General features: G+C 54.8%; 19 protein-coding genes. 11 read left to right on the top strand and 8 right to left on the bottom strand.

The features are described 5' to 3' along the window. The first annotated feature begins 76 nt into the window (after window positions 1-76). The 3 genes from aceE (at window position 77) to lpdA (ending at window position 6,250) form a co-directional block, all read left to right on the top strand. The gene (gene aceE, locus O1722_RS19305; protein WP_003856315.1) at window positions 77-2,740 is read left to right on the top strand and encodes a pyruvate dehydrogenase (acetyl-transferring), homodimeric type; all 2,664 of its coding nucleotides are present in this window, start codon (window positions 77-79) and stop codon (window positions 2,738-2,740) included. A gap of 14 nt (window positions 2,741-2,754) precedes the next feature. Next, window positions 2,755-4,650, top strand: coding sequence for a pyruvate dehydrogenase complex dihydrolipoyllysine-residue acetyltransferase (gene aceF / locus O1722_RS19300; RefSeq protein WP_017694504.1), 1,896 nt, complete (start codon window positions 2,755-2,757; stop codon window positions 4,648-4,650). Window positions 4,651-4,825: 175 nt separating this feature from the next. Then, complete coding sequence (lpdA, locus tag O1722_RS19295; protein ID WP_032647260.1) at window positions 4,826-6,250, top strand: dihydrolipoyl dehydrogenase; 1,425 nt, start codon at window positions 4,826-4,828, stop codon at window positions 6,248-6,250. Window positions 6,251-6,302: 52 nt separating this feature from the next. Here the strand turns inward: lpdA and O1722_RS19290 are convergent, their stop codons facing one another. Both O1722_RS19290 and O1722_RS19285 read right to left on the bottom strand, forming a co-directional pair. After that, the gene (locus O1722_RS19290; RefSeq protein ID WP_033486450.1) at window positions 6,303-7,094 is read right to left on the bottom strand and encodes a DUF2950 family protein; all 792 of its coding nucleotides are present in this window, start codon (window positions 7,092-7,094) and stop codon (window positions 6,303-6,305) included. Between the two features lie 10 nt (window positions 7,095-7,104). After that, window positions 7,105-8,559 (bottom strand): DUF3300 domain-containing protein, encoded by a 1,455-nt coding sequence (locus tag O1722_RS19285; protein WP_033486451.1) that lies wholly within the window; start codon window positions 8,557-8,559, stop codon window positions 7,105-7,107. 449 nt (window positions 8,560-9,008) lie between these two features. Here O1722_RS19285 and acnB point away from each other — a divergent pair, with 449 nt between their 5' ends. After that, entirely contained in the window at window positions 9,009-11,606 is a 2,598-nt protein-coding gene (acnB, locus tag O1722_RS19280; protein ID WP_017383766.1) for a bifunctional aconitate hydratase 2/2-methylisocitrate dehydratase, read from the top strand. 212 nt (window positions 11,607-11,818) lie between these two features. After that, window positions 11,819-12,181 carry a protein YacL gene (gene yacL / locus O1722_RS19275; protein WP_017694501.1) on the top strand — a complete coding sequence of 121 codons (363 nt, stop codon included), beginning with the start codon at window positions 11,819-11,821 and terminating at the stop codon, window positions 12,179-12,181. A 31-nt stretch (window positions 12,182-12,212) separates the two neighbouring features. On the opposite strand, the gene speD is transcribed toward yacL, so the two are convergent. The 3 genes from speD to O1722_RS19260 all read right to left on the bottom strand — a co-directional run bounded on the left by speD (window position 12,213) and on the right by O1722_RS19260 (window position 14,326). After that, window positions 12,213-13,007 carry an adenosylmethionine decarboxylase gene (gene speD, locus O1722_RS19270; RefSeq protein ID WP_017694500.1) on the bottom strand — a complete coding sequence of 265 codons (795 nt, stop codon included), beginning with the start codon at window positions 13,005-13,007 and terminating at the stop codon, window positions 12,213-12,215. Beyond that, window positions 13,008-13,877 (bottom strand): polyamine aminopropyltransferase, encoded by an 870-nt coding sequence (gene speE, locus O1722_RS19265; RefSeq protein WP_015572694.1) that lies wholly within the window; start codon window positions 13,875-13,877, stop codon window positions 13,008-13,010. 101 nt (window positions 13,878-13,978) lie between these two features. Further along, entirely contained in the window at window positions 13,979-14,326 is a 348-nt protein-coding gene (locus tag O1722_RS19260) for a YacC family pilotin-like protein (protein WP_003856306.1), read from the bottom strand. Window positions 14,327-14,471: 145 nt separating this feature from the next. Between O1722_RS19260 and cueO the strand changes: the two genes are divergently transcribed. Then, complete coding sequence (gene cueO, locus O1722_RS19255; RefSeq protein ID WP_032652587.1) at window positions 14,472-16,031, top strand: multicopper oxidase CueO; 1,560 nt, start codon at window positions 14,472-14,474, stop codon at window positions 16,029-16,031. Window positions 16,032-16,117: 86 nt separating this feature from the next. Here the strand turns inward: cueO and O1722_RS19250 are convergent, their stop codons facing one another. After that, window positions 16,118-18,508, bottom strand: coding sequence for a glucose/quinate/shikimate family membrane-bound PQQ-dependent dehydrogenase (locus tag O1722_RS19250; RefSeq protein WP_003856304.1), 2,391 nt, complete (start codon window positions 18,506-18,508; stop codon window positions 16,118-16,120). Window positions 18,509-18,714: 206 nt separating this feature from the next. On the opposite strand from O1722_RS19250, the gene hpt reads away from it, so the two are divergent. After that, window positions 18,715-19,251, top strand: a complete 537-nt coding sequence (gene hpt / locus O1722_RS19245) for a hypoxanthine phosphoribosyltransferase (RefSeq protein ID WP_003856303.1) — start codon at window positions 18,715-18,717, stop codon at window positions 19,249-19,251. Between the two features lie 64 nt (window positions 19,252-19,315). Here the strand turns inward: hpt and can are convergent, their stop codons facing one another. Then, a complete protein-coding gene (can, locus tag O1722_RS19240; protein WP_003856301.1) occupies window positions 19,316-19,978 on the bottom strand; it encodes a carbonate dehydratase in 663 nt (220 codons plus the stop codon). Window positions 19,979-20,085: 107 nt separating this feature from the next. Between can and O1722_RS19235 the strand changes: the two genes are divergently transcribed. The 4 genes from O1722_RS19235 to O1722_RS19220 all read left to right on the top strand — a co-directional run bounded on the left by O1722_RS19235 (window position 20,086) and on the right by O1722_RS19220 (window position 23,636). After that, the gene (locus tag O1722_RS19235; RefSeq protein ID WP_017383763.1) at window positions 20,086-21,012 is read left to right on the top strand and encodes an ABC transporter ATP-binding protein; all 927 of its coding nucleotides are present in this window, start codon (window positions 20,086-20,088) and stop codon (window positions 21,010-21,012) included. After that, complete coding sequence (locus tag O1722_RS19230; protein WP_032652590.1) at window positions 21,009-21,779, top strand: ABC transporter permease; 771 nt, start codon at window positions 21,009-21,011, stop codon at window positions 21,777-21,779. The genes O1722_RS19235 and O1722_RS19230 overlap by 4 nt, the downstream gene beginning before the upstream one ends. Before the next feature lie 105 nt (window positions 21,780-21,884). Beyond that, on the top strand, window positions 21,885-22,325 hold the full coding sequence (locus O1722_RS19225; RefSeq protein ID WP_015572698.1) for a PTS sugar transporter subunit IIA: 441 nt from the start codon (window positions 21,885-21,887) through the stop codon (window positions 22,323-22,325). A gap of 63 nt (window positions 22,326-22,388) precedes the next feature. Beyond that, window positions 22,389-23,636 (top strand): polysaccharide deacetylase family protein, encoded by a 1,248-nt coding sequence (locus O1722_RS19220; RefSeq protein ID WP_033486453.1) that lies wholly within the window; start codon window positions 22,389-22,391, stop codon window positions 23,634-23,636. On the opposite strand, the gene O1722_RS19215 is transcribed toward O1722_RS19220, so the two are convergent. After that, window positions 23,637-24,743: a fimbrial protein gene (locus tag O1722_RS19215; protein ID WP_058686583.1), complete on the bottom strand. Its 1,107-nt coding sequence runs from the start codon at window positions 24,741-24,743 to the stop codon at window positions 23,637-23,639. Window positions 24,744-24,759: the final 16 nt, after the last annotated feature.

Raw genomic sequence — 24,759 nt, 5'->3', positions numbered from 1 at the left:
ATTGTGTTTTCTGGCGAAAATACAATGGGACAGGTTCCAGACAAATCAACGTATTAGATAGATAAGGAATACCCCCATGTCAGAACGTCTCCAAAATGACGTGGATCCGATCGAAACTCGCGACTGGCTACAGGCGATCGAATCGGTCATCCGTGAAGAAGGTGTTGAGCGCGCTCAGTATCTGATTGATCAGCTGCTTTCAGAAGCACGCAAAGGCGGCGTGAAAGTGGCTTCAGGTGCAGGGGCTAGCAACTACGTAAACACGATTGCCGTCGAAGACGAACCGGAATACCCGGGCAATCTGGATCTGGAACGCCGTATCCGTTCTGCTATCCGCTGGAACGCCATCATGACCGTTCTGCGCGCATCCAAGAAAGACCTGGAACTGGGTGGCCACATGGCGTCCTTCCAGTCTTCTGCGACCATTTACGAAGTGTGCTTCAACCACTTCTTCCGTGCAGCTAACGAGAAAGATGGCGGCGATCTGGTGTACTTCCAGGGCCACATCTCTCCGGGCATCTATGCACGTGCCTTCCTGGAAGGTCGTCTGACTGAAGAGCAGATGAACAACTTCCGTCAGGAAGTTCACGGTAAGGGTCTGTCTTCTTACCCGCACCCTAAACTGATGCCTGAGTTCTGGCAGTTCCCGACCGTATCTATGGGTCTGGGTCCAATCGGTGCGATCTATCAGGCAAAATTCCTGAAGTACCTGGAACACCGTGGTCTGAAAGACACCTCTGAGCAGACCGTTTACGCCTTCCTGGGCGACGGTGAAATGGATGAGCCAGAATCTAAAGGCGCGATCACCATCGCGACCCGTGAGAAGCTGGACAACCTGTGCTTCATCATCAACTGTAACCTGCAACGTCTGGATGGTCCGGTCACCGGTAACGGCAAGATCATCAACGAACTGGAAGGCATCTTCGCAGGTGCTGGCTGGAACGTGATCAAAGTGATGTGGGGCGGTCGTTGGGATGAGCTGCTGCGTAAAGACACCAGCGGTAAACTGATCCAGCTGATGAACGAAACCGTTGACGGCGACTACCAGACCTTCAAATCCAAAGACGGTGCCTACGTTCGTGAGCACTTCTTCGGCAAATATCCTGAAACCGCAGCCCTGGTTGCAGACTGGACTGACGAGCAGATCTGGGCGCTGAACCGCGGTGGTCACGATCCGAAGAAAGTTTACGCTGCACTGAAAAAAGCGCGTGAAACCAAAGGTAAAGCGACTGTGATCCTGGCCCACACCATTAAAGGTTACGGCATGGGTGATACCGCAGAAGGTAAAAACATCGCTCACCAGGTTAAGAAAATGAACATGGACGGCGTGCGTTATATCCGCGATCGTTTCAACGTTCCAGTGACCGATGAGCAGGTAGAAAAACTGTCTTACATCACCTTCCCGGAAGGTTCTGAAGAGCACAAGTACCTGCACGAACGTCGTCAGGCGCTGAAAGGCTACCTGCCTGCTCGTCAGCCTAACTTCACCGAGAAGCTGGAACTGCCAGCGCTGGAAGATTTCTCTCAGCTGCTGGAAGAGCAGAACAAAGAGATCTCTACCACTATCGCTTTCGTTCGTGCCCTGAACGTGATGCTGAAGAACAAGTCGATCAAAGATCGTCTGGTTCCAATCATCGCCGACGAAGCGCGTACTTTCGGTATGGAAGGTCTGTTCCGTCAGATCGGTATCTACAGCCCGAACGGTCAGCAGTACACCCCGCAGGACCGTGAGCAGGTTGCATACTACAAAGAAGACGAGAAAGGTCAGATCCTTCAGGAAGGTATCAACGAACTGGGTGCAGGCGCATCCTGGCTGGCTGCTGCGACTTCTTACAGCACCAACAACCTGCCGATGATCCCGTTCTACATCTACTACTCCATGTTCGGGTTCCAGCGTATCGGTGACCTGTGCTGGCAGGCAGGCGACCAGCAGGCTCGCGGCTTCCTGATCGGTGGTACTTCTGGTCGTACGACCCTGAACGGTGAAGGTCTACAGCACGAAGATGGTCACAGCCACATTCAGTCTCTGACTATCCCTAACTGTATCTCTTACGACCCGTCTTACGCGTACGAAGTGGCAGTCATCATGCATGACGGCTTGCAGCGCATGTACGGTGAAGCGCAAGAGAATATTTACTACTACATCACCACCCTGAACGAAAACTACCACATGCCGGCAATGCCAGCAGGTGCCGAGGAAGGTATCCGTAAAGGTATCTACAAACTCGAAACCATCGAAGGTAGCAAAGGTAAAGTTCAGCTGCTGGGCTCCGGTTCTATCCTGCGTCACGTTCGTGAAGCAGCGCAGATCCTGGCGAAAGACTACGGTGTGGGTTCCGATGTGTACTCTGTTACCTCCTTCACTGAACTGGCGCGTGATGGCCAGGATTGTGAGCGCTGGAACATGCTGCACCCAATGGAAACCCCACGAGTTCCGTACATCGCTCAGGTGATGAACGACGCGCCAGCGGTGGCGTCTACTGACTATATGAAACTGTTCGCTGAGCAGGTTCGTACTTACGTTCCAGCTGATGATTATCGCGTACTGGGTACTGACGGCTTCGGTCGTTCTGACAGCCGCGAAAACCTGCGTCACCACTTCGAAGTTGATGCTTCCTACGTGGTGGTAGCAGCACTGGGCGAACTGGCTAAACGTGGCGAAATCGATAAGAAAGTGGTTGCAGACGCAATCACCAAATTCAACATCGATGCAGATAAAGTTAACCCGCGTCTGGCGTAAGAGGTAAAAGAATAATGGCTATCGAAATCAATGTACCGGACATCGGGGCTGATGAAGTTGAAATCACTGAGATCCTGGTCAAAGTGGGCGACAAAGTTGAAGCTGAACAGTCGCTGATCACCGTAGAAGGCGACAAAGCTTCTATGGAAGTCCCGTCTCCTCAGGCTGGCATCGTTAAAGAGATCAAAGTCTCTGTTGGCGATAAAACCGAGACCGGTAAACTGATCATGATTTTCGATTCCGCCGACGGTGCAGCAGCTGCTGCACCTGCGCAGGAAGAGAAGAAAGAAGCCGCTCCTGCTGCTGCTCCAGCAGCGGCCGCGGCAGCGAAAGAAGTGAACGTGCCTGACATCGGCGGTGACGAAGTTGAAGTCACTGAAATCCTGGTGAAAGTGGGCGATACCGTTGCGGCCGAGCAGTCACTGATCACCGTAGAAGGCGACAAAGCCTCTATGGAAGTGCCGGCACCGTTCGCGGGTACCGTTAAAGAGATCAAGATCAACACCGGCGACAAAGTTTCTACGGGTTCCCTGATCATGATTTTCGAAGTGGCGGGCGCTGAAGGTGCTGCGGCTCCAGCGAAAGCGGAAGCTGCTCCGGCTCCGGCTGCTGCACCAGCGGCTGCTGGCGGCGTGAAAGACGTTAACGTACCGGACATCGGCGGTGACGAAGTTGAAGTGACCGAAGTGATGGTAAAAGTGGGCGACAAAGTTGCCGCTGAACAGTCACTGATCACCGTTGAAGGCGACAAAGCTTCTATGGAAGTGCCTGCGCCGTTCGCCGGTACCGTTAAAGAGATCAAAATCAACACCGGCGACAAAGTATCTACCGGCTCTCTGATCATGGTCTTCGAAGTGGAAGGCGCAGCACCTGCCGCCGCTCCAGCTGCCGCGGCTGCTCCGGCACCGGCTGCTGCACCGGCTCAGGCTGCTAAACCGGCTGCTGCCCCTGCTGCTAAAGCAGAAAAATCTGAGTTCGCTGAAAACGACGCTTACGTCCACGCGACTCCGCTGATTCGTCGCCTGGCGCGCGAATTCGGTGTGAACCTGGCGAAAGTGAAGGGCACTGGTCGTAAAGGCCGTATCCTGCGCGAAGACGTTCAGGCTTACGTGAAAGATGCGGTGAAACGCGCCGAAGCTGCACCTGCTGCTGCCGGTGGCGGTATCCCGGGCATGCTGCCATGGCCGAAAGTGGACTTCAGCAAGTTCGGTGAAATCGAAGAAGTGGAACTGGGCCGTATCCAGAAAATCTCGGGTGCTAACCTGAGCCGTAACTGGGTAATGATCCCGCACGTTACCCACTTCGATAAGACCGATATCACCGATCTGGAAGCGTTCCGTAAACAGCAGAACGCCGAAGCTGAGAAGCGTAAGCTGGACGTGAAGTTCACTCCAGTGGTCTTCATCATGAAAGCGGTTGCCGCTGCCCTTGAGCAGATGCCTCGCTTCAACAGCTCCCTGTCCGAAGACGGCCAGAAGCTGACGCTGAAGAAGTACATCAACATCGGTGTTGCGGTTGATACGCCAAATGGTCTGGTTGTTCCGGTCTTCAAAGACGTGAACAAGAAGAGCGTCACTGAGCTGTCCCGTGAACTGACCACCATCTCCAAAAAAGCGCGTGATGGTAAGCTGACTGCCGGCGAAATGCAGGGCGGCTGCTTCACTATCTCCAGCATCGGCGGCCTGGGTACCACCCACTTCGCACCGATTGTGAACGCGCCGGAAGTGGCTATCCTCGGTGTGTCCAAGTCCGCGATGGAGCCGGTGTGGAATGGCAAAGAGTTCGTGCCGCGTCTGATGATGCCAATCTCTCTGTCCTTCGACCACCGCGTGATCGACGGGGCTGATGGTGCGCGTTTCATCACCATCATCAACAACATGCTGAGCGACATTCGCCGCCTGGTGATGTAATCGAAAAGCCGGCCAGTCGGCCGGCTTTTTTCTGATAATCTCATGGGGTTTTTGAGGTTATTGGTGAAAGCGATAATTCGTGAGCCGTTTGTTGTTTCAAAATTGTTAACAATTTTGTAAAATACGGGCGGATAGAACGACCCGGTGGACGACGGGTATACATTAAGAGGTCATGATGAGCACAGAAATCAAAACTCAGGTCGTAGTACTTGGGGCAGGCCCGGCAGGTTACTCCGCAGCATTTCGCGCCGCGGATTTAGGTCTGGAAACCGTCATCGTAGAACGTTACAGCACCCTCGGCGGTGTTTGTCTGAACGTCGGCTGTATCCCTTCTAAAGCGCTGCTGCACGTAGCGAAAGTTATCGAAGAAGCCAAAGCGCTGGCTGAACACGGTATCGTCTTCGGCGAGCCGAAAACCGACATCGACAAAATTCGTACCTGGAAAGAGAAAGTTATCACTCAGCTGACCGGCGGTCTGGCGGGTATGGCCAAAGGCCGTAAAGTGAAAGTGGTAAACGGTCTGGGTAAATTCACCGGTGCGAACACCCTGGAAGTGGAAGGCGAAAACGGTAAAACCGTGATTAACTTCGACAACGCGATCATCGCGGCAGGCTCTCGCCCAATCGAACTGCCATTCATTCCACATGAAGATCCACGCGTGTGGGATTCCACCGATGCGCTGGAGCTGAAAACCGTTCCTGAGCGCCTGCTGGTTATGGGCGGCGGTATCATCGGTCTGGAAATGGGTACCGTGTACCATGCGCTGGGTTCAGAGATCGACGTGGTTGAAATGTTCGACCAGGTTATCCCGGCTGCCGACAAAGACATCGTTAAAGTCTTCACCAAACGCATCAGCAAGAAATTCAACCTGATGCTGGAAACCAAAGTGACTGCCGTTGAAGCGAAAGAAGACGGTATTTACGTTTCCATGGAAGGCAAAAAAGCCCCATCCGAACCACAGCGTTACGACGCCGTGCTGGTGGCTATCGGTCGTGTGCCGAACGGTAAAAACCTCGACGCGGGCAAAGCTGGCGTGGAAGTGGACGACCGTGGCTTCATCCGCGTTGACAAACAGCTTCGCACCAACGTGCCGCACATCTTTGCTATCGGCGATATCGTCGGTCAGCCAATGCTGGCGCACAAAGGTGTTCACGAAGGTCACGTTGCCGCTGAAGTTATCGCCGGCATGAAGCACTACTTCGATCCGAAAGTGATCCCATCTATCGCCTACACCGAGCCAGAAGTTGCATGGGTCGGTCTGACTGAGAAAGAAGCGAAAGAGAAAGGCATCAGCTATGAAACCGCCACCTTCCCGTGGGCTGCTTCTGGCCGTGCTATCGCGTCCGACTGCGCAGACGGTATGACCAAACTGATCTTCGACAAAGAGACTCACCGTGTTATCGGTGGTGCGATTGTCGGTACCAACGGCGGCGAGCTGCTGGGTGAAATCGGTCTGGCTATCGAAATGGGCTGTGACGCGGAAGACATCGCGCTGACCATCCACGCTCACCCGACTCTGCACGAGTCCGTGGGCCTGGCGGCAGAAGTGTTTGAAGGTAGCATTACGGACCTGCCAAACGCGAAAGCGAAGAAGAAATAAATTTCTTCAGATGAAAAAAGCGGCCTGAGGCCGCTTTTTTTATGCGCCGCGTTCAGGGGGTGACAGGCTGCCAGGTTTTATCCGGGTGGTATGCAGCGAGCGCCTGCGCTTTTTGTGCCGAATCGTTGCCGAGGTCTGCCTGATGCACCTTGTCATCCTGGTTAACAACAAAGCTCATTACCCCCGTCTGACCATAGCTCACGGGCCAGGCAACCATCGCAAAGCCATTTTTATCCGGCAGAATGCGGAACCGATAACCGTGATAGCCCATACCTGGCTCCGGCGAGCTGAAGGCGGGACCCAGCGGGCTTGGCGCTTCGCCCGGCGAGATGGGCCAGTACAGGCCGTCTTTTAGCCCTGGCGTGCTGACAATCTTCTGCGCATAGCGATGGTTTATGGCGTAGTAGCTCTGCTGTGCGTCGACGTAGGCGTGCAGCGCTTCGATAGCCGCGAGTTCGTTGCGGCCGATTTCGCGGGTCAGGATCTCATCAGCCGCTTTCTGCATATCAAATTGCCAGCCCTCTTTTTTCTTCACTACCGGTATGGGGAGTTGCCAGCCGTTATCGCCAACTGACAGATGGGCGATATCGCCGCTGATTTCGGTACGATGGTTAATCTTCCAGTCACGCAGGAATCGAGCTACCGCCTCCGGATCAACCCCTTCAGGTGGCAGATAGTCGCGCCAGTTATCCCCCAGCAGGTCGGCCATCGCGCTCTCATTCTGCTCGCTGATGGCCTTCGTCAGGGCATTAGCCGCCTGCTCAGGCGTGGAGAAAGATTGCTGGGCGCAGGCGAAGGTGGATACCATCAACAACAGCATTCCACCGATCGGTTTCATGTTCATAGCGGCTTCCTTAACGACGATGGAATTCACGGTGTTCGGTATGATGTTCGGACAGCTGCTGGCGGCTTTGCAGCCCGCGCTGGTGCTGGGCCTGCCAGTTGGCCGAGCGGCTGTCGTTGCCGCTCAGGGCGTTTGCCCGCAGCGGCTGATGCTGAACCTGCGTCGGGCGTCTGGTTTGCGCAAGAGTATTATTCATCCGTTGTGCGTGGGGCCGCGCGCTGTCGTAGCCGCGATAGTTGCTGCGCTGAGAGAGCTGCTTCAGCTGCTGCGCGGACGCTGAATGTTGCGGGAAATGCGCGTCGCCATGCTGTAGCTGTGTGAGGGTTTTGCCCGTCGACTGCTGTATCTGCGCCATCGCAGCCTGCCGCTGGCTATCGCGGTTGACCGTCTGCTGCCGGGTAGCGCTCAGCCCTCCCGGCACTGAAGTCTGATGATAGCGGCTGGCAAGCTGGCTATTGGCGTAGGGCACGCCGTTGCGGTAGGCCGGATTATGCTGCCAGACCTGATGATTATCGGTACGGTGCTCGCCGGTGATCTTATTGAAGTTATTAACATTAATATTAATGTTATCGCCGTTATGCGAATAACCGCCGTGGTGATCGTCATCATGATCGTGATGATGATCGTCGTCATCGTCCCAGTCGATGTTACTGAACAGCGCATAGGTAGTGGCTACGCCGAGGCTATAGCCAAAGCCTCTGACAAAACTATTGGTAAACTGCTGGCCGGGAGACGGGGGCAGATACACTGGCGGATAGCTGGCGTTTGGCCACGTGCCGTAAACGGTGGAAGGGGTGTAGGTAGGGACATAAACCACCTGTGGATCGGCTGGCTCAATTTTAATCACCGTCGGACTAGCCGACGTTGACGTCGCGGCTGTACTGGCGGAAGCTGGCGCAGATTTTTTCACGGTGGTGACGGTCTGCTGCGGGGTGGATTGCAACGTGCCTGTCTGCTGCGCGAGCAGGCGCAGACGCTGCATGGAATCCATCACATCCTTTGGCTGGGCCAGAAAGGCGTCGCCGAGGCTCTGTACCCACGACGGGTTTTCTCCCATCAACGACATTAACTGCGGAAAGGCGACCAGCGATTTCACGCTGGCATCCCATGGCTGCCCGCTGACCGCCTGAATGGCGGTATCGCCCTGCATTTTAGGGTTGTCCTTTGACCACTGGGCGGCCTGAATCACGCTCGCCGGATAGGTTGAGGCCATCAGAATTTGCGACAGCAGCGCGTCGGGATAGAGCGCAATGGGCGCTGTCCACTGATCGATCTGCGCGGCGGTATAGGCCGGAGTCGCCACCGGGGCAGGTTGTGCTGTCGGGGCGGGGAGCTGCGGGGCTACCGGCGCAAGTGCGGGAGCGGGTTCCGTTGCGCGGCTTTTAACGAACATGACGCCCGAGGTGGCAAACAGCCCCGCACTGCAAAGCAGAACAAGAAGATGTGGTTTAAAAGGCAACTTCATAGATTGACTCCAACGAGACGAGTGCAGTGCCGTGAGGCGTTGCTGTTGCCGCGAGTATCATTCACCCGTGTTTTACAGTTTTGACTTTTGTTGGGAAAACCTCCGAAGCATCCGGATAAAGAGTGTGAGTATTTATTACACAATTATATCGGATGGCTGAGCAGGCGACGGACATTCAGAAGGCCGCTCTTGCGAGCGGCCAGCAGCTAGCTGCTGGGGTGGCGACAAACTTACGGAACTGCTTTCGGGCCCGGTGACGGGGTGCTATACCATGCTTAACGATTCAGCAAATTTTTTAATGTTGCTTTTTTGTAAACAGATTAACACTGTGCAGAAATCCTGCTATGCTGCCCGACGCGGTATCGGGCATTTACCCTACAAACTGCTGTCTCACAGGAGCGTGAAGAGAACGCCCGCCGCATATGACAATGAGAGCGAGGAGAACCGTCGTGCTAGAAGAATACCGTAAGCACGTAGCAGAACGTGCCGCCGAGGGAATTGTACCCAAACCGTTAGATGCAACCCAAATGGCCGCGCTCGTCGAGCTGCTGAAGAACCCGCCTGAGGGCGAAGAAGAATTCCTGTTAGATCTGCTGATCAACCGTGTACCGCCTGGCGTAGATGAAGCTGCCTACGTAAAAGCCGGATTCCTTGCCGCCGTTGCCAAAGGCGAAGCCACCTCCCCACTGGTTACTCCTGAAAAAGCGATTGAACTGCTCGGCACCATGCAGGGCGGCTATAACATTCATCCGCTGATTGACGCGCTGGATAACGACAAGCTGGCGCCAATTGCTGCCAAAGCGCTCTCTTCAACGCTGCTGATGTTCGATAACTTCTACGATGTGGAAGAAAAAGCCAAAGCAGGCAACGTTTACGCGAAGCAGGTGATGCAGTCCTGGGCCGATGCCGAATGGTTCCTTAACCGCCCTCAGCTTGCTGAAAAAATTACCGTTACCGTCTTTAAAGTGACCGGTGAAACCAACACCGATGACCTTTCTCCGGCGCCGGATGCATGGTCTCGCCCGGATATCCCACTGCACGCCCTGGCGATGCTGAAAAACGCCCGTGAAGGCATTGAGCCGGATCAGCCAGGCGTGGTTGGCCCGATCAAACAGATCGAAGCCCTGCAACAAAAAGGTTTCCCGCTGGCTTACGTCGGTGACGTGGTTGGTACCGGTTCTTCCCGTAAATCCGCCACCAACTCCGTGCTGTGGTTCATGGGCGACGACATTCCGCACGTGCCGAACAAGCGCGGCGGCGGCCTGTGCCTCGGCGGCAAAATTGCGCCAATCTTCTTCAACACCATGGAAGATGCGGGCGCGCTGCCAATTGAAGTGGACGTGAGCAACCTGAACATGGGCGACGTGATTGACGTTTACCCGTATAAAGGCGAAGTGCGCAACCACGAAACCAACGAACTGCTGGCCAGCTTCGAACTGAAAACCGACGTGCTGATCGACGAAGTGCGTGCCGGTGGCCGTATTCCGCTGATCATCGGCCGTGGCCTGACCACCAAAGCGCGTGAAGCGCTGGGTCTGCCGCACAGTGACGTATTCCGTCAGGCGAAAGACGTGGCCGAGAGCAACCGCGGTTACTCTCTGGCGCAGAAAATGGTGGGTCGCGCCTGCGGCGTCACTGGTATCCGTCCTGGCGCGTACTGCGAACCGAAAATGACCTCCGTGGGGTCTCAGGACACCACTGGCCCAATGACCCGTGATGAACTGAAAGACCTGGCGTGCCTGGGCTTCTCTTCCGATCTGGTGATGCAATCCTTCTGCCACACCGCGGCGTATCCGAAGCCGGTTGACGTAACCACGCACCACACGCTGCCAGACTTCATTATGAACCGTGGCGGTGTCTCCCTGCGTCCGGGCGACGGCGTTATCCACTCCTGGCTGAACCGCATGCTGCTGCCGGATACCGTCGGTACCGGCGGTGACTCCCATACCCGTTTCCCAATCGGGATCTCCTTCCCGGCGGGTTCCGGTCTGGTGGCGTTTGCCGCAGCGACCGGCGTGATGCCGCTGGATATGCCGGAATCGGTGCTGGTGCGCTTCAAAGGTAAAATGCAGCCGGGCATTACCCTGCGCGATCTGGTGCACGCGATCCCGCTGTATGCCATTAAACAGGGTCTGCTGACCGTCGAGAAGAAAGGCAAGAAAAACATCTTCTCTGGCCGCATTCTGGAAATTGAAGGTCTGCCGGATCTGAAAGTGGAGCAGGCGTTCGAGCTGACCGATGCCTCTGCCGAGCGTTCTGCGGCGGGCTGTACCATCAAGCTGAACAAAGAGCCGATTATTGAGTATCTGACCTCCAACATCGTGCTGCTGAAGTGGATGATAGCGGAAGGCTACGGCGACCGTCGTACGCTGGAGCGTCGTATTCAGGGCATGGAAAAATGGCTGGCGGATCCGCAGCTGCTGGAAGCCGACGCTGACGCAGAGTACGCGGCGGTGATTGAGATCGATCTGGCGGATATCAAAGAGCCAATCCTGTGTGCGCCTAACGATCCGGACGATGCGCGTCTGCTCTCTGACGTGCAGGGCGATAAGATCGACGAAGTGTTCATCGGCTCCTGTATGACCAACATCGGCCACTTCCGTGCTGCCGGTAAGCTGCTGGATACCCACAAAGGCCAGCTGCCGACCCGTCTGTGGGTGGCGCCGCCAACCCGTATGGATGCGGCGCAGCTGACCGAAGAGGGCTACTACAGCGTGTTTGGTAAGAGCGGGGCGCGTATCGAAATCCCTGGCTGTTCCCTGTGTATGGGCAACCAGGCGCGCGTGGCCGACGGTGCGACGGTGGTTTCCACCTCAACCCGTAACTTCCCTAACCGTTTAGGAACCGGGGCGAACGTTTACCTGGCCTCTGCGGAGCTGGCGGCGGTTGCGGCGCTGATTGGCAAACTGCCAACGCCGGAAGAGTACCAGACCTTTGTGGCTCAGGTAGATAAGACGGCGGTGGATACTTATCGTTATCTGAACTTCGACCAGCTCTCTCAGTACACCGAGAAGGCTGACGGGGTGATCTTCCAGACCGCAGTATAAATGCTACCCTCTCCCGTGGGAGAGGGGCTGGGGGTGAGGGCACCAGACCGCTCCGCACCTGACCCATTGCCCGGTGGCGCTACGCTTACCGGGCCTACAAAACCCATCGCAACGTCGGTGGGTTTTTTATTTTCATTCCTCCCACCTCTCCCGCTTTTTTTCTTCCTCTCTGCTGCGATAATTACCCTAATGGCTTTGCAGAGGAAAACGCTATGGATTACGAATTTTTGCGCGACATCACCGGCGTGGTGAAAGTGCGAATGTCGATGGGGCACGAAGCCGTTGGACACTGGTTTAACGAAGAGGTGAAAGAGAACCTCGCGCTGCTGGATGAAGTCGAACAGGCGGCGGAAACGGTGAAAGGCAGTGAACGCTCCTGGCAACGCGCCGGGCACGAATACACGCTGTGGATGGATGGCGAAGAGGTGATGGTGCGCGCCAACCAACTTGAGTTCTCGGGTGATGAGATGGAAGAGGGAATGAGTTACTACGACGAAGAGAGCCTGTCGCTGTGCGGCGTGGAAGACTTCCTGAGCGTGTTGAACGCCTACCGCGATTTTATGAAACAGAAGTAATTCCCCGAAGCGTCCCTGCTCCGGATCACGTTTACACGGTCGGAATGTTACGGCCGTAGTAAATTTCGCGCATCTCTTTCCAGAGCAGGTCGGTAATGACCTTACGCTCTTCGTCACTTAAATCTTCCGGCCTGGTGTGGAACATGTAGTGCTTAAGATCGAACTCTTTAAGCATCATCTTGGTATGGAAGATATTCTCCTGATAGACGTTCACATCCATCATGTCGTACAGCGACTTCATGTCTTCGGACATGAAGTTCTGAATGGAGTTGATCTCATGATCAATGAAGTGCTTCATGCCGTTGATATCACGGGTAAAACCGCGCACGCGATAATCAATAGTGACGATATCGGATTCCAGCTGGTGGATTAAATAATTCAACGCATTCAGCGGTGAAATCACGCCGCAGGTCGACACTTCAATATCCGCGCGGAAGGTACACAGCCCGCCTTCCGGGTGGCTTTCCGGGTAGGTGTGCACGCAGATGTGGCTTTTATCCAGGTGGGCGACTACCACTTCCGGCAGCGGGCCGGGGTGCTCGGTTTTGTCGATAAGCTTCGGGTCAACCGGCTCTTCACTCACCAGAATGGTGACGCTCGCACCCTGAGGCTCATAATCCTGGCGCGCGATATTCAGGATGTTCGCGCCGATAATCGAGCAGGTCTCTGTCAGGATCTCGGTCAGACGGTTGGCGTTGTAGAGTTCATCGATATAGGCGATGTAACCATCGCGCTCTTCTGCTGTTTTGGCGTAGCAGATATCGTAAATACAAAAACTCAGGCTTTTGGTCAGATTGTTAAAGCCATGCAGTTTAAGCTTTTTCAATTAGTTCACCTCCTTTGAGGACAGCGCGTCTTGCAGATATTGAGGCAACGCAAAGGCTGCGGTGTGGATCGCCGGGTTGTAGTAGCGGCACTGGAGTCCGGCCTGGTGGAAGCGGGCCTGCACGATCTCGGTAGAGAGATGGCGCAGAACGTCGTTATCCGTCGCCCAGGCAAAGGTCATGATCCCGCCGTAGTAAGTGGGGATCGCCGCCTGGTAGAAGCTGACGTCAGCAAAATAGGTGCTCAGCTTACGGTGGCTATCAAGCGCTTCATCCTGTTGCAGGAAGCAAACGCCGTTTTGCGCCACAAAAATTCCGCCAGGCTTCAGGCAGCGCTTGCAGCCTTCGTAAAACGACGAGGTAAACAGCGACGCGCCCGGACCGATAGGGTCGGTACAGTCAGAGATAATGACATCAAACGTTTGCGTAGTCTGGTTAACAAAATTGACGCCATCATCGATAACCAGATTAAACCGCGGATCGTCATAGCTGCCGGCATTATGGTTGGGCAGATACTGGCGGCAGAACGACACCACACCGGCGTCGATTTCCACCATGGTGATGGTTTCGACATTCTGATGGCGAGAGACTTCACGCAGCATCGCGCCGTCGCCGCCGCCGATAATCAGCACGTCCTTCGCGTGGCCGTGGGCCAGCAGCGGGACGTGGGTCATCATTTCGTGATAGATAAACTCGTCGCGCTCGGTGGTTTGCACCACGCCGTCCAGCGCCATCACGCGGCCAAAGGCGGCGTTTTCGAAGATTATCAAATCCTGATGATCGGTTTTCTCATGATAGAGCACGTTATCCACGGCAAAATACTGACCAAACTGGTCATGCAGCGTTTCTTGCCATACCGTTTTTTCGGTCATGGGGAGCACCTCCTTCGTTAACATCCATTACATCCGGCAGATGGGCGCAACACAACACCGCCGTGAGGCGGTTAACGGGTCAACAAGGGGCGTCGGGAAGGTTACTTCACGTAGGCGAGCAGGCTGAGTGAATCGCGAGCCAGCGCTTTGCATTTTTTAGCAGTGGGAATGCCAATACCGCTTAAATCACGGTAGCTGTCTTCACCGAGCGCCTTCATGTCGAAGCTGTCGTAGTTGCTGAGGTCCCATTGGTTCTGCTGGGCAAAAAAGACCAGTGCGCGACGAATTTGCCCATTGGGTAAATTCTGGTAACCACAATCGTTTTTCAGAAAAACAAAAACTGCCGTCAGATCGGCCATATCTTCCGCTTCGTTTTCACTTAGCGCGTAACTGTTCGCACACATCGCCATCAGGCTGGCGAACAAAATTGTTCTGAAAAACGTCTTCATTGCCTTTACCACTGCATCACGGAAAATTAACGTTAGCATACTTGATGCCAGGCCGACGATCTTTATTATTGCCGCCGTGCTTGACCTTCCGGTAAGGGGAGGGTTTATGCTCAAAAGATCGCCTGCTGGAAATAAGGAAATGCACATGCAACGTCGTGATTTTTTAAAATTTTCTGCCGCGCTGGGGGTTGCCAGCGCGTTACCTCTCTGGAGCCGCGCCGTTTTTGCCGCCGACAGACCGGCTTTACCCATTCCTGAATTACTCGCCGCAGATGCCCGCAGCCGCATTCAGCTTGTGGTGCAGGCCGGTAAAACCACGTTCGGTCAGCACGCCGCCACGACGTGGGGCTATAACGGCAATCTGCTCGGCCCGGCGTTGCAGTTACGCAAAGGGAAGGCGGTGACGGTAGACATTCATAACACGCTTGCGGAAGAGACCACGCTGCACTGGCACGGGCTGGAAGTCCCGGGCGAAGTGGATGGAGGGCCTCAGGGCATTATCAGGCCTGGTGGTAAACGCAGCGTAACCTTTACTCCGGAACAACGCGCGGCGACCTGCTGGTTCCACCCGCATCAGCATGGCAAAACGGGCCATCAGGTGGCGATGGGGCTGGCCGGCCTGGTGCTGATTGAAGACGATGAAAGCCGCCTGCTGCGCCTGCCAAAACAGTGGGGAATCGACGATGTCCCGGTGATTGTGCAGGACAAAAAATTCAACGCTGACGGGCAAATTGACTATCAGCTGGACGTAATGAGCGCGGCGGTAGGCTGGTTTGGCGATACACTCCTGACCAACGGCGCGATCTACCCGCAGCATGCCGCGCCAAAAGGCTGGCTGCGCTTACGTCTGCTTAACGGCTGTAACGCCCGCTCGCTGAACTTCGCCACCAGCGATAAACGCCCGCTTTACGTGGTGGCAAGCGACGGCGGCCTGCTGCCGGAGCCGGTGAAGGTGAGCGAGCTGCCGATGCTGATGGGGGAGCGCTTCGAGGTGCTGGTGGACATCAGCGATGGCAAAGCGTTTGACCTGGTGACCCTGCCGGTCAGCCAGATGGGGATGGCCGTTGCGCCGTTTGATAAGCCGCATCCGGTCCTGCGCATTCAGCCGCTACAGATCACCGCCTCCGGTACGCTGCCGGAGACCCTCACCACGCTGCCAGCACTCCCGTCGCTGGACGGGCTTACGCAGCGTAAACTTCAGCTTTCTATGGATCCGATGCTCGACATGATGGGCATGCAGGCGCTAATGAAGAAGTACGGCAATCAGGCCATGGCGGGAATGCATCATGGCCAGATGATGGGCCATATGAATATGGACCACGGTAAAATGGGCGGCATGGATCACGGCGGCCATGGTTTCGATTTCCACAACGCCAACCGCATCAACGGCAAAGCGTTCGATATGAACACGCCCATGTTCGCCGCCACGAAAGGGCAGTTTGAACGCTGGGTGATTTCAGGCGAAGGCGACATGATGCTGCACCCGTTCCATATCCACGGCACGCAGTTCCGTATTCTGTCTGAAAATGGTAAAGCGCCGGAGGCGCATCGTGCGGGCTGGAAAGATACGGTGAGGGTGGAAGGCGGCGTCAGCGAGGTGCTGGTGAAGTTCGACCACGAGGCGCCGAAAGAGTTTGCCTATATGGCCCACTGTCATCTGCTGGAGCATGAAGATACGGGGATGATGCTCGGTTTTACCGTATAAAAAAAGCCGGGTGGCGGCTTCGCCTTACCCGGCCTACATAGGGCACCCGTAGGCCCGGTAAGCGTTAGCGCCACCGGGCTTTTTCGTTACTTAGCGTCGTCAGGCAGTGCATACGCGACAATATAGTCGCCCATCTTCGTGCCAAACGAACCGTGACCACCCGCAGAGATGACAACGTACTGCTTGCCATTCACTTCATAGGTCATCGGCGTTGCCTGTCCACCGGCTGGCAGACGGCCTTGCCACAGTTTCTCACCGTTGGTCATGTTGTACGCGCGCAGGTAGTTATCTGCGGTTGCCGCGATGAACAGCACGTTACCGGCGGTGGAGATTGGGCCACCCAGCATTGGCATACCCATATTGAACGGCACTGGAACAGGCATCGGGAACGGCATGCTGTCCTGTGGCGTACCAATACGTTTCTTCCAGACGATCTTGTTGGTCTTCAGATCCAGACCGGAGATATAACCCCAGGCAGGCTGTTTACACGGCAGACCGAACGGAGAAAGGAACGGATTCAGGGTCACACCATAAGGAACGCCATACTGCGGCTGGATACCGGCTTCGGTACCGCTGCCTTTCGCATCTTTCGGCTGCTCCATTGGGTTACCCGGACCACGAGGGATCAGGCGGGAAACGAACGGCAGCGCCATTGGGTTAGCGATGGCGACCTGACGGTTAGGGTCAACGGAGATCCCACCCCATTCGAACATCCCCAGGTTACCCGGGAAGACCAGCGTACCCTGCTCTGACGGCGGGGTGAAAATCCCTTCGTAGCGCAGCTGGTGGAACATCACGCGACATACCAGCTGGTCAAACATGGTGGCACCCCACATGTCTGCACCGCTGAGATCTTTCTTCGGACGGAAGCTCAGGTCAGAGAACGGCTGCGTTTTGGTGACGTAGTCGCCTTTGGCCGCACCCTGCGGAACCGGTTTTTCCGGCGCAGGAACAACCAGCTTACCGTTGCTACGATCAAGCACGAAGATGTTACCGGTTTTCGCCGGGGCGTAAATCACCGGTACGGTTTTACCGTTAACGGTAATGTCCGCCAGCGTCGGCTGGGACGGCATATCCATATCCCACAGATCGTGGTGAACGGTCTGGTAGCTCCATGCCAGTTTACCGGTCGTTGCGTTCAGCGCCACGATGGAGCTGGCGTAACGTTCCTGCTCCGGCGTACGGTTACCGCCCCAGATATCCGGCGTGGTCACGCCCATCGGCAGATAGACCAGGTCCAGCTTCGCGTCATACGCTGCCGGTGCCCAGGAGTTCGGTGAGTTAAAGGTAAAGGTGTGTTCATCCGATGGGATCGCGTTAGGATCTTTCGCGCCCGGGTCGAAGGCCCACAGCAGTTTACCGGTGTTCACGTCGAAACCACGGATAACGCCGGAGGTTTCACGGGTGGAGAAGTTATCCGTTACCGAACCGGCAATCACGATGGTTTTATCGGTGATGATTGGCGGGGAGGTCGGCTCATACAGGCCCGGCGTGGTGTCCGGCATGTTGGTCTGAAGATTCAGAATGCCTTTATTGGCGAAGGTTTCGCACAGCTTGCCGGTCTCAGCGTTAATGGCAAACAGGCGGCCATCGTTCACCGGCAGCATAATGCGGCGAGGACAGTCGGCAATGACTTCCGGGCTGGCATTATCGGCGCGCGCTTCGTGGTAAGAGACGCCGCGGCAGGTAATGTGCTGGAACGACGGGTTGGAGTTCAGCTGTGGATCAAAGTGCCATTTCTCTTTACCGGTAGCCGCGTCGAGCGCGAACAGACGCTGGTGCGCCGTACACAGGTAGAGCATGTTGCCCACTTTAATCGGGGTCACTTCGTTGGTCAGCTCACCCGGATCGTTTGGCATCTTCAGGTCGCCGGTACGGAATACCCAGGCTTCCTTCAGGTTTTTCACGTTGTCCGCGTTGATCTGCTTCAGCGGAGAGTAGCGTTGACCTTCCTGGTTACGACCATAAGCAGGCCAGTCACCGTCCGCCACCTGCGAAATAGCCGCAGCCGGCGTGGATTCCGCGTTCAGCGTACCGTTGATCTCCTGCGGGTCGTTAAAACCGGCCCAGGTCAGGATGCCGCCACTAATCAGCAGGGCAACGACCAGACCGGCCACGGCGCCACTGGAAGGGACGATCAGACGACGCCAGACAAACGGCAGGATCAGCCAGATACCGAAGAAGACCAGAATGTCGCTGCGCGGCGTCAACGCCCAGAAGTCGAACCCGACTTCCCAGACGCCCCAGATCATGGTTGCGAGCAGTAACGCTGCGTACAGCCACAGAGCAGATTGTTTTCTGCGTAAAAGCAGGACGGTTACGCCAACCATAACCAGACCCGCAATCGGGTAGTACCAGGAGCCGCCAATCGCGACCAGCCATACGCCACCGATTAACAAATACAGCGCGCAGAATGCGGCAAACGCGGCTGTTAATGTCACCAGTAGACGCGGCTGTTTAGTTTTTGTTTCAGCCATAGAAAAGTACTCGTCAGTTTTGTTAATTATTTGCTAGCAATTAATTATAGGTATTAACAACTGTGATCGGAATCACAAATATTGCTTTTTATAACTCATACGCCAGGCTTATCCATTTACTGGTATAATGGCTGGCTTGCGTATCGATGCCGGAGCGAGAGTCATCCGCATTGAGAGATTTTCACTAAAATCATTTGGTTAGTAATATGAAACATACTGTTGAAGTGATGATCCCGGAAGCCGAGATCAAAGCGCGTATCGCCGAACTGGGTCGTCAAATCACCGAACATTACAAGGACAGCGGCAGCGAAATGGTGCTGGTCGGTCTGTTGCGTGGCTCTTTCATGTTCATGGCAGACCTGTGCCGTGAAGTGCAGGTGCCGCACGAGGTCGATTTTATGACCGCCTCCAGCTACGGCAGCGGCATGTCCACAACCCGTGATGTGAAAATCCTGAAAGATCTGGATGAAGATATTCGTGGCAAAGATGTGTTGATTGTTGAGGACATCATCGACTCCGGCAACACGCTCTCTAAAGTGCGTGAGATCCTGAGCCTGCGTGAACCAAAATCACTGGCGATTTGTACTCTGCTGGATAAGCCTGAGCGCCGTGAAGTGCAGGTGCCGGTGGAGTTCGTTGGTTTCTCCATCCCGGACGAATTCGTGGTGGGTTACGGCATTGATTACGCGCAGCGTTATCGCCATCTGCCGTATGTTGGGAAAGTAGTGATTCTGGACGAATAATTGCGGGCTGATGCTCTCACCCCAGCCCTCTCCCACAGGGAGAGGGTGAAAACCCCCGGCTTTGTTATTTATGGTTAACGTGCTTAAGCTTGAGGTTGGCAATTCCCGAGCGGTAACGCTGTTCCAGCGTTTCGCGGTTGGTGGCGGTCACTTCCAGATTGCGTAGCAGGCCGTCGTGAATACCGTACGCCCAGCCGTGGATGGAGACCTTCTGTCCGCGTTTCCAGGCAGACTGCATAATCGTCGAGTGGCCCAGGTTATAGACCTGCTCCATCACGTTCAGCTCACACAGCGTGTCGAGACGGCGCTCCTGCGGCATTTCGCCCAGCAGTGAGCTATGTTTGAACCAGATATCACGGATGTGCAGCAGCCAGTTATCGATTAACCCCAGCTCTGTATTTTCGACCGCCGCCTGTACGCCGCCGCAGCCGTAGTGGCCACAAATAATGATGTGCTCAACCTCCAGAACGTCAACGGCATACTGAACAACCGAAAGGCAGTTGAGATCGGTATGAATAACGAGGTTAGCCACATTGCGGTGAACAAACAGTTCGCCCGGTTCAAGACCGGTCAGACGTTCGGCGGGGACGCGGCTGTCGGAACATCCAATCCAGAGAAAGCGCGGGTTCTGCGCCTGTGCCAGTTTTCCAAAAAATCCGGGGTCTTCCTCCACCAGCATTTTTGACCATAGTGCATTGTTGCTGATGAGTGTATCTATGTCGTTCATGGAGGTTAGCGACCTGTAACCAAGTGATTGCGTTGCGCTACTATAGGGTAACCCGACTTTTAATGAAACCACACAACGTGTGTCAGAACTTAAGGTAAGTTGAATTCATGGCGATTGCACTGGAGCTTGAACAGCTCAAAAAAACCTACCCGGGGGGCGTCCAGGCGCTGCGCGGGATAGATCTTAAAGTCGAAGCGGGAGATTTCTACGCGCTTCTGGGGCCGAACGGGGCGGGAAAATCGACCACCATCGGGATTATCAGCTCGCTGGTCAATAAAACGTCTGGCCGCGTTAGCGTGTTTGGCTACGACCTGCAAAAAGACGTGGTCAACGCCAAGCGCCAGCTGGGGCTGGTGCCGCAGGAGTTCAACTTCAATCCGTTTGAGACGGTACAGCAGATTGTTGTTAACCAGGCGGGTTACTATGGCGTTGAGCGCAAAGAAGCGCTGGAGCGCAGCGAAAAGTATCTCAAACAGCTTGACCTGTGGGAGAAGCGTAACGAGCGCGCGCGGATGTTGTCCGGGGGGATGAAGCGCCGCCTGATGATTGCTCGCGCGCTGATGCACGAGCCAAAGCTGCTCATTCTTGATGAACCGACCGCTGGCGTGGATATTGAACTGCGTCGTTCCATGTGGGGCTTCCTGAAGGATCTGAACGACAAAGGCACCACCATCATTCTGACCACGCACTACCTTGAAGAGGCAGAGATGCTGTGCCGCAACATCGGCATCATTCAGCACGGCGAGCTGGTGGAAAACACCTCGATGAAGAACCTGCTCTCCAAGCTAAAATCAGAGACCTTTATCCTCGATCTGGCGGCGAAAAGCGCCCTGCCGAAGCTGGAGGGGTATAACTATCGCCTGGTCGATACCTCGACGCTGGAGGTAGAAGTGCTGCGCGAGCAGGGCATCAACAGCGTGTTCTCCCAACTGAGCGCGCAGGGCGTTCAGGTATTAAGCATGCGTAACAAAGCGAACCGACTGGAAGAGCTGTTTGTCTCTCTGGTGCACGATAAACAAGGAGACAAGGCATGACGCATCTTTACTGGGTCGCGCTGAAAAGCATCTGGGCGAAAGAGATTAACCGCTTTATGCGCATCTGGGTGCAAACCCTGGTGCCGCCGGTGATCACCATGACGCTCTACTTCATCATTTTCGGCAACCTGATTGGCTCCCGCATTGGTGAGATGCACGGCTTTACCTATATGCAGTTTATCGTGCCGGGCCTGATCATGATGGCAGTGATCACCAACGCTTACGCGAACGTAGCGTCCTCATTCTTCAGCGCCAAGTTCCAGCGCAACATTGAAGAGCTGCTGGTGGCGCCAGTGCCGACGCACGTCATTATCGCCGGTTACGTGGGCGGCGGCGTGGCGCGCGGGCTGTGCGTGGGTATTCTGGTGACGGCGATTTCGCTGTTCTTCGTGCCGTTCCAGGTGCACTCGTGGCTGTTCGTGGCGCTCACGCTATTGCTGACGGCGATCCTGTTCTCACTGGCCGGCTTGCTGAACGCCGTGTTCGCCAAAACGTTCGATGACATCAGCCTGATCCCGACCTTTGTGCTGACGCCGCTAACCTATCTGGGCGGGGTGTTCTACTCCCTGACGCTGCTGCCGCCGTTCTGGCAGGCGCTGTCGCACCTGAACCCGATTGTCTATATGATCAGCGGCTTCCGCTTTGGTTTCCTCGGCATTAACGATGTCCCGCTGTTCACCACCGTTGTGGTGCTGGCGGTATTTATCGTGGCGTTCTATCTGCTGTGCTGGTATCTGATCCAGCGTGGACGTGGGCTGCGTAGCTAATCTTCTGCCCGGCGACGTTCTGTTTGCCGGGCACTTTCTTTGACAGTTATCACCGTAAACTAACCTTCACCTGGATAAACTACTCGCCTGCTAAGGAGAGACGTTATGCTGGGATGGGTTATCACCTGCCACGATGAAGAGGCACAGGAAATGCTCCTGAAGCTGGAGGCGCGATTTGGCCCTCTGGCGCAATGTCGTGCGGTAAATTACTGGCGAGGGCTGAGCACCAATATGCTAAGCCGGATGATGTGCGACGCGCTGCATGAAACCGACACCGGTGATGGCGTGATTTTTCTCACCGACAGATCGGGCGCGGCGCCTTACCGTTCAGCGGCGTTAATGAGCCATAAGCATGATAACTGTGAAGTGATCTCCGGTATCAGCCTGCCTTTACTCGAAGCGATGTATCCGCTGCGCGCAACGTTGAGCAGCGCTGAGTTTCGTCACGCCATTGTGGCGCAAGGCTCGCCGGGCGTGAGCAGCCTGTGGCACCAGCAGCAGAAGAATCCGCCTTTCGTTCTGCTTCACGATCTGTATAAGCATTAAACATTGGTATTGATGTCGCTTTTGCTACAATGGCGACTGATTTTCCGTATCGATTTATATCCCATGCTCATGCGCGTTATCTTTATCCTTCTGCTACTGGTCTCCGGTGGTGCGTCTGCCAGCCTGACCAGTCAGCAAGGCCTTCCTGCCCAATATATGCAAACCACCGAAGATGCGGCCATCTGGGCGCAGGTGGGAAATGCCGTCGTGAACGTGGGCAATGTCCGCGCCGGGCAGATCCTCGCCGTCTTTCCGGCCGCGGCGGATTACTATGAATTTCGTTTCGGATTCGGTACGGGGTTTATTGATAAAGAGCACCTGGAAAAAGTGCAGGGTAAGCAACGCGTTGAGGATAGTCTGGGCGATCTGAACAAGCCGCTCAGCAATCAAAACCTCATCACCTGGAAAGACACGCCAGTGTATAATGCCCCCAGCAGCGGAAGCGCGCCCTTTGGCACCTTAAGCGCCAATCTTCGCTATCCGATTCTTAATAAGCTGAAAGATCGCCTGAACCAGACCTGGTTTCAGATCCGCATCGGCAATCGTCTGGCGTGGATCAGCAGCCTGGATGCACAGGAAGATAACGGACTGCCGATTCTGACCTACCACCATATCCTGCGTGATGAAGAGAACACCCGTTTTCGACATACCTCCACGACAACCAGCGTACGTGCGTTTAATAATCAGATGGCCTGGTTACGCGATCAAGGCTATACCACGCTGACAATGTACCAGCTTGAAGGGTACGTGCGTAACAAGATGAACCTCCCCGCGAAAGCGGTGGTGATCACTTTTGATGATGGCCTGAAATCGGTGAGCCGCTACGCGTATCCGGTGCTGAAAGAGTATGGCTTCAACGCGACGGCGTTTATTATTTCATCCCGAATCAAAGGTCACCCGCAGAAGTGGGATCCCCGATCGCTACAGTTTATGAGCGTTCAGGAAATTAAGGCTATTCAGGATGTGTTCGACATTCAGTCTCACACCCACTTCCTGCATCGCGTAGATGGGTATAAACACCCCATCTTATTGAGCCGCAGCTATCACGTGATCCTGTTCGATTTTGAACGCTCACGGCGTGCACTGGCGCAGTTCAACCCGCGCGTGCTGTATGTTTCGTACCCGTTTGGCGGGTATGACAATAAAGCGATTAAAGCCGCGAATGATGCCGGTTTTCATCTGGCGGTGACAACGGTGAAAGGGAAGGTGAAGCCGGGGGATAATCCGTTCTTACTGAAGCGGCTGTATATTCTGAGAACGGATTCGCTGGAGACGATGTCGCGGCTGATCAGCAATCAGCCGCAGGGGTGATTACAAATACTCTATTGAGAATGTCGCCACCGCTTTGAAATTACCGGCAGCAATATCGCTGGTATATTCCATAAAATAGGCATTAAAAGGTAAATCAATGTTTTCGCTGGTGCCTACCGTGCGAAGAGGTGCATAAATTGGTGTGGGATCGTTAATTATCGGTTCTCCATGTCCCCCTGGGTTGGAGGGAAACTCTTCGTTTATTAAGACACCAACCCCTCTCGCGGCATTCGAAGTCAAGATATTGGTCAACACAACCCCCGTCCCGGGAACAGAGGTGGTTGTATTGGAGCTGACTTTATAATAAATACCCACCGTATTAGCACAACCTTTGAGCTGCAAATTAAATTGTTTATGTGGATACCAGCCGCTGTTTTTCACATCGGAGAACATAACTTCACCAAAATCAACGTTATTACTGCCGCCATTGACCATGGCTGCCTGACAGGTGGCGGCGGCAACCGGAATGCTAAAAGATGACGGCGTAATATTAAACCACCAGGGTTGGTTGTCGCTGTCCGTATGCCCTCCAATGGACATCCCACCGATTTTTTTTGACCCTTGTGGGGTTATTACCGAAACATGTTCAGGGTTACCCAGAATACTGTCTCGCTGATAAAGCTTGATTTGGATTTTCCAATTATGATCTGTTTTCGACGCGTTTATGGGAAGGTTTATCCATTGACCAGAGGAATATTGAAAATATGCTCCAGGGTTGCTATCGCTATAAACCCTCACTGCATAAGCAATCCCGTCAATATTGGTTGGCCAAAGCGCGTACCCTTCGTCGGTAGTCCCAACCACGTCGTAGGTGATATTTGACATTTGTTCACCTTCGTTTCCTGCATCGCACTGAGACCAAAGCCCTGGGGAAAGTTGTGCATTAAAGGGGCCCGCAATCTCACTAAAATGGCCCGGTATTCCCGTGTTGTAACTGGATTTAAAATAGACAGGTGAATTTGCAAGGGTATTGACAATCGTTGAGGTCCCGCCCTCGCCACTATAGCCAAAATGGCATTCACCCCAAGCATACCCTTGCAGTAGCAGTAGACTTGCCGCGAACAGTCTTGCCCATGCAAAAATATTAAACCATCCTGTGTTACTCATGAGTATATTCTTCCTG

This window comes from Enterobacter cloacae complex sp. HYC003_NIDB, assembly GCF_056673375.1.
Note: the sequence above shows the minus strand (reverse complement) of the source record. Positions and strands in the feature narration are given on the sequence as shown.

Excerpts from the sequence above, each read along its gene's own strand:
- O1722_RS19250 (WP_003856304.1), bottom strand. The coding sequence starts at position 18,508 with ATGGCTGAAACAAAAACTAAACAGCCGCGTCTACTGGTGACATTAACA.
- O1722_RS19225 (WP_015572698.1), top strand. The coding sequence starts at position 21,885 with ATGCTGGGATGGGTTATCACCTGCCACGATGAAGAGGCACAGGAAATG.
- O1722_RS19290 (WP_033486450.1), bottom strand. The coding sequence starts at position 7,094 with ATGAACATGAAACCGATCGGTGGAATGCTGTTGTTGATGGTATCCACC.
- can (WP_003856301.1), bottom strand. The coding sequence starts at position 19,978 with ATGAACGACATAGATACACTCATCAGCAACAATGCACTATGGTCAAAA.
- hpt (WP_003856303.1), top strand. The coding sequence starts at position 18,715 with ATGAAACATACTGTTGAAGTGATGATCCCGGAAGCCGAGATCAAAGCG.
- O1722_RS19260 (WP_003856306.1), bottom strand. The coding sequence starts at position 14,326 with ATGAAGACGTTTTTCAGAACAATTTTGTTCGCCAGCCTGATGGCGATG.
- aceE (WP_003856315.1), top strand. The coding sequence starts at position 77 with ATGTCAGAACGTCTCCAAAATGACGTGGATCCGATCGAAACTCGCGAC.
- lpdA (WP_032647260.1), top strand. The coding sequence starts at position 4,826 with ATGAGCACAGAAATCAAAACTCAGGTCGTAGTACTTGGGGCAGGCCCG.
- O1722_RS19220 (WP_033486453.1), top strand. The coding sequence starts at position 22,389 with ATGCTCATGCGCGTTATCTTTATCCTTCTGCTACTGGTCTCCGGTGGT.
- yacL (WP_017694501.1), top strand. The coding sequence starts at position 11,819 with ATGGATTACGAATTTTTGCGCGACATCACCGGCGTGGTGAAAGTGCGA.
- cueO (WP_032652587.1), top strand. The coding sequence starts at position 14,472 with ATGCAACGTCGTGATTTTTTAAAATTTTCTGCCGCGCTGGGGGTTGCC.
- O1722_RS19230 (WP_032652590.1), top strand. The coding sequence starts at position 21,009 with ATGACGCATCTTTACTGGGTCGCGCTGAAAAGCATCTGGGCGAAAGAG.
- O1722_RS19215 (WP_058686583.1), bottom strand. The coding sequence starts at position 24,743 with ATGAGTAACACAGGATGGTTTAATATTTTTGCATGGGCAAGACTGTTC.
- aceF (WP_017694504.1), top strand. The coding sequence starts at position 2,755 with ATGGCTATCGAAATCAATGTACCGGACATCGGGGCTGATGAAGTTGAA.
- O1722_RS19285 (WP_033486451.1), bottom strand. The coding sequence starts at position 8,559 with ATGAAGTTGCCTTTTAAACCACATCTTCTTGTTCTGCTTTGCAGTGCG.
- speE (WP_015572694.1), bottom strand. The coding sequence starts at position 13,877 with ATGACCGAAAAAACGGTATGGCAAGAAACGCTGCATGACCAGTTTGGT.
- O1722_RS19235 (WP_017383763.1), top strand. The coding sequence starts at position 20,086 with ATGGCGATTGCACTGGAGCTTGAACAGCTCAAAAAAACCTACCCGGGG.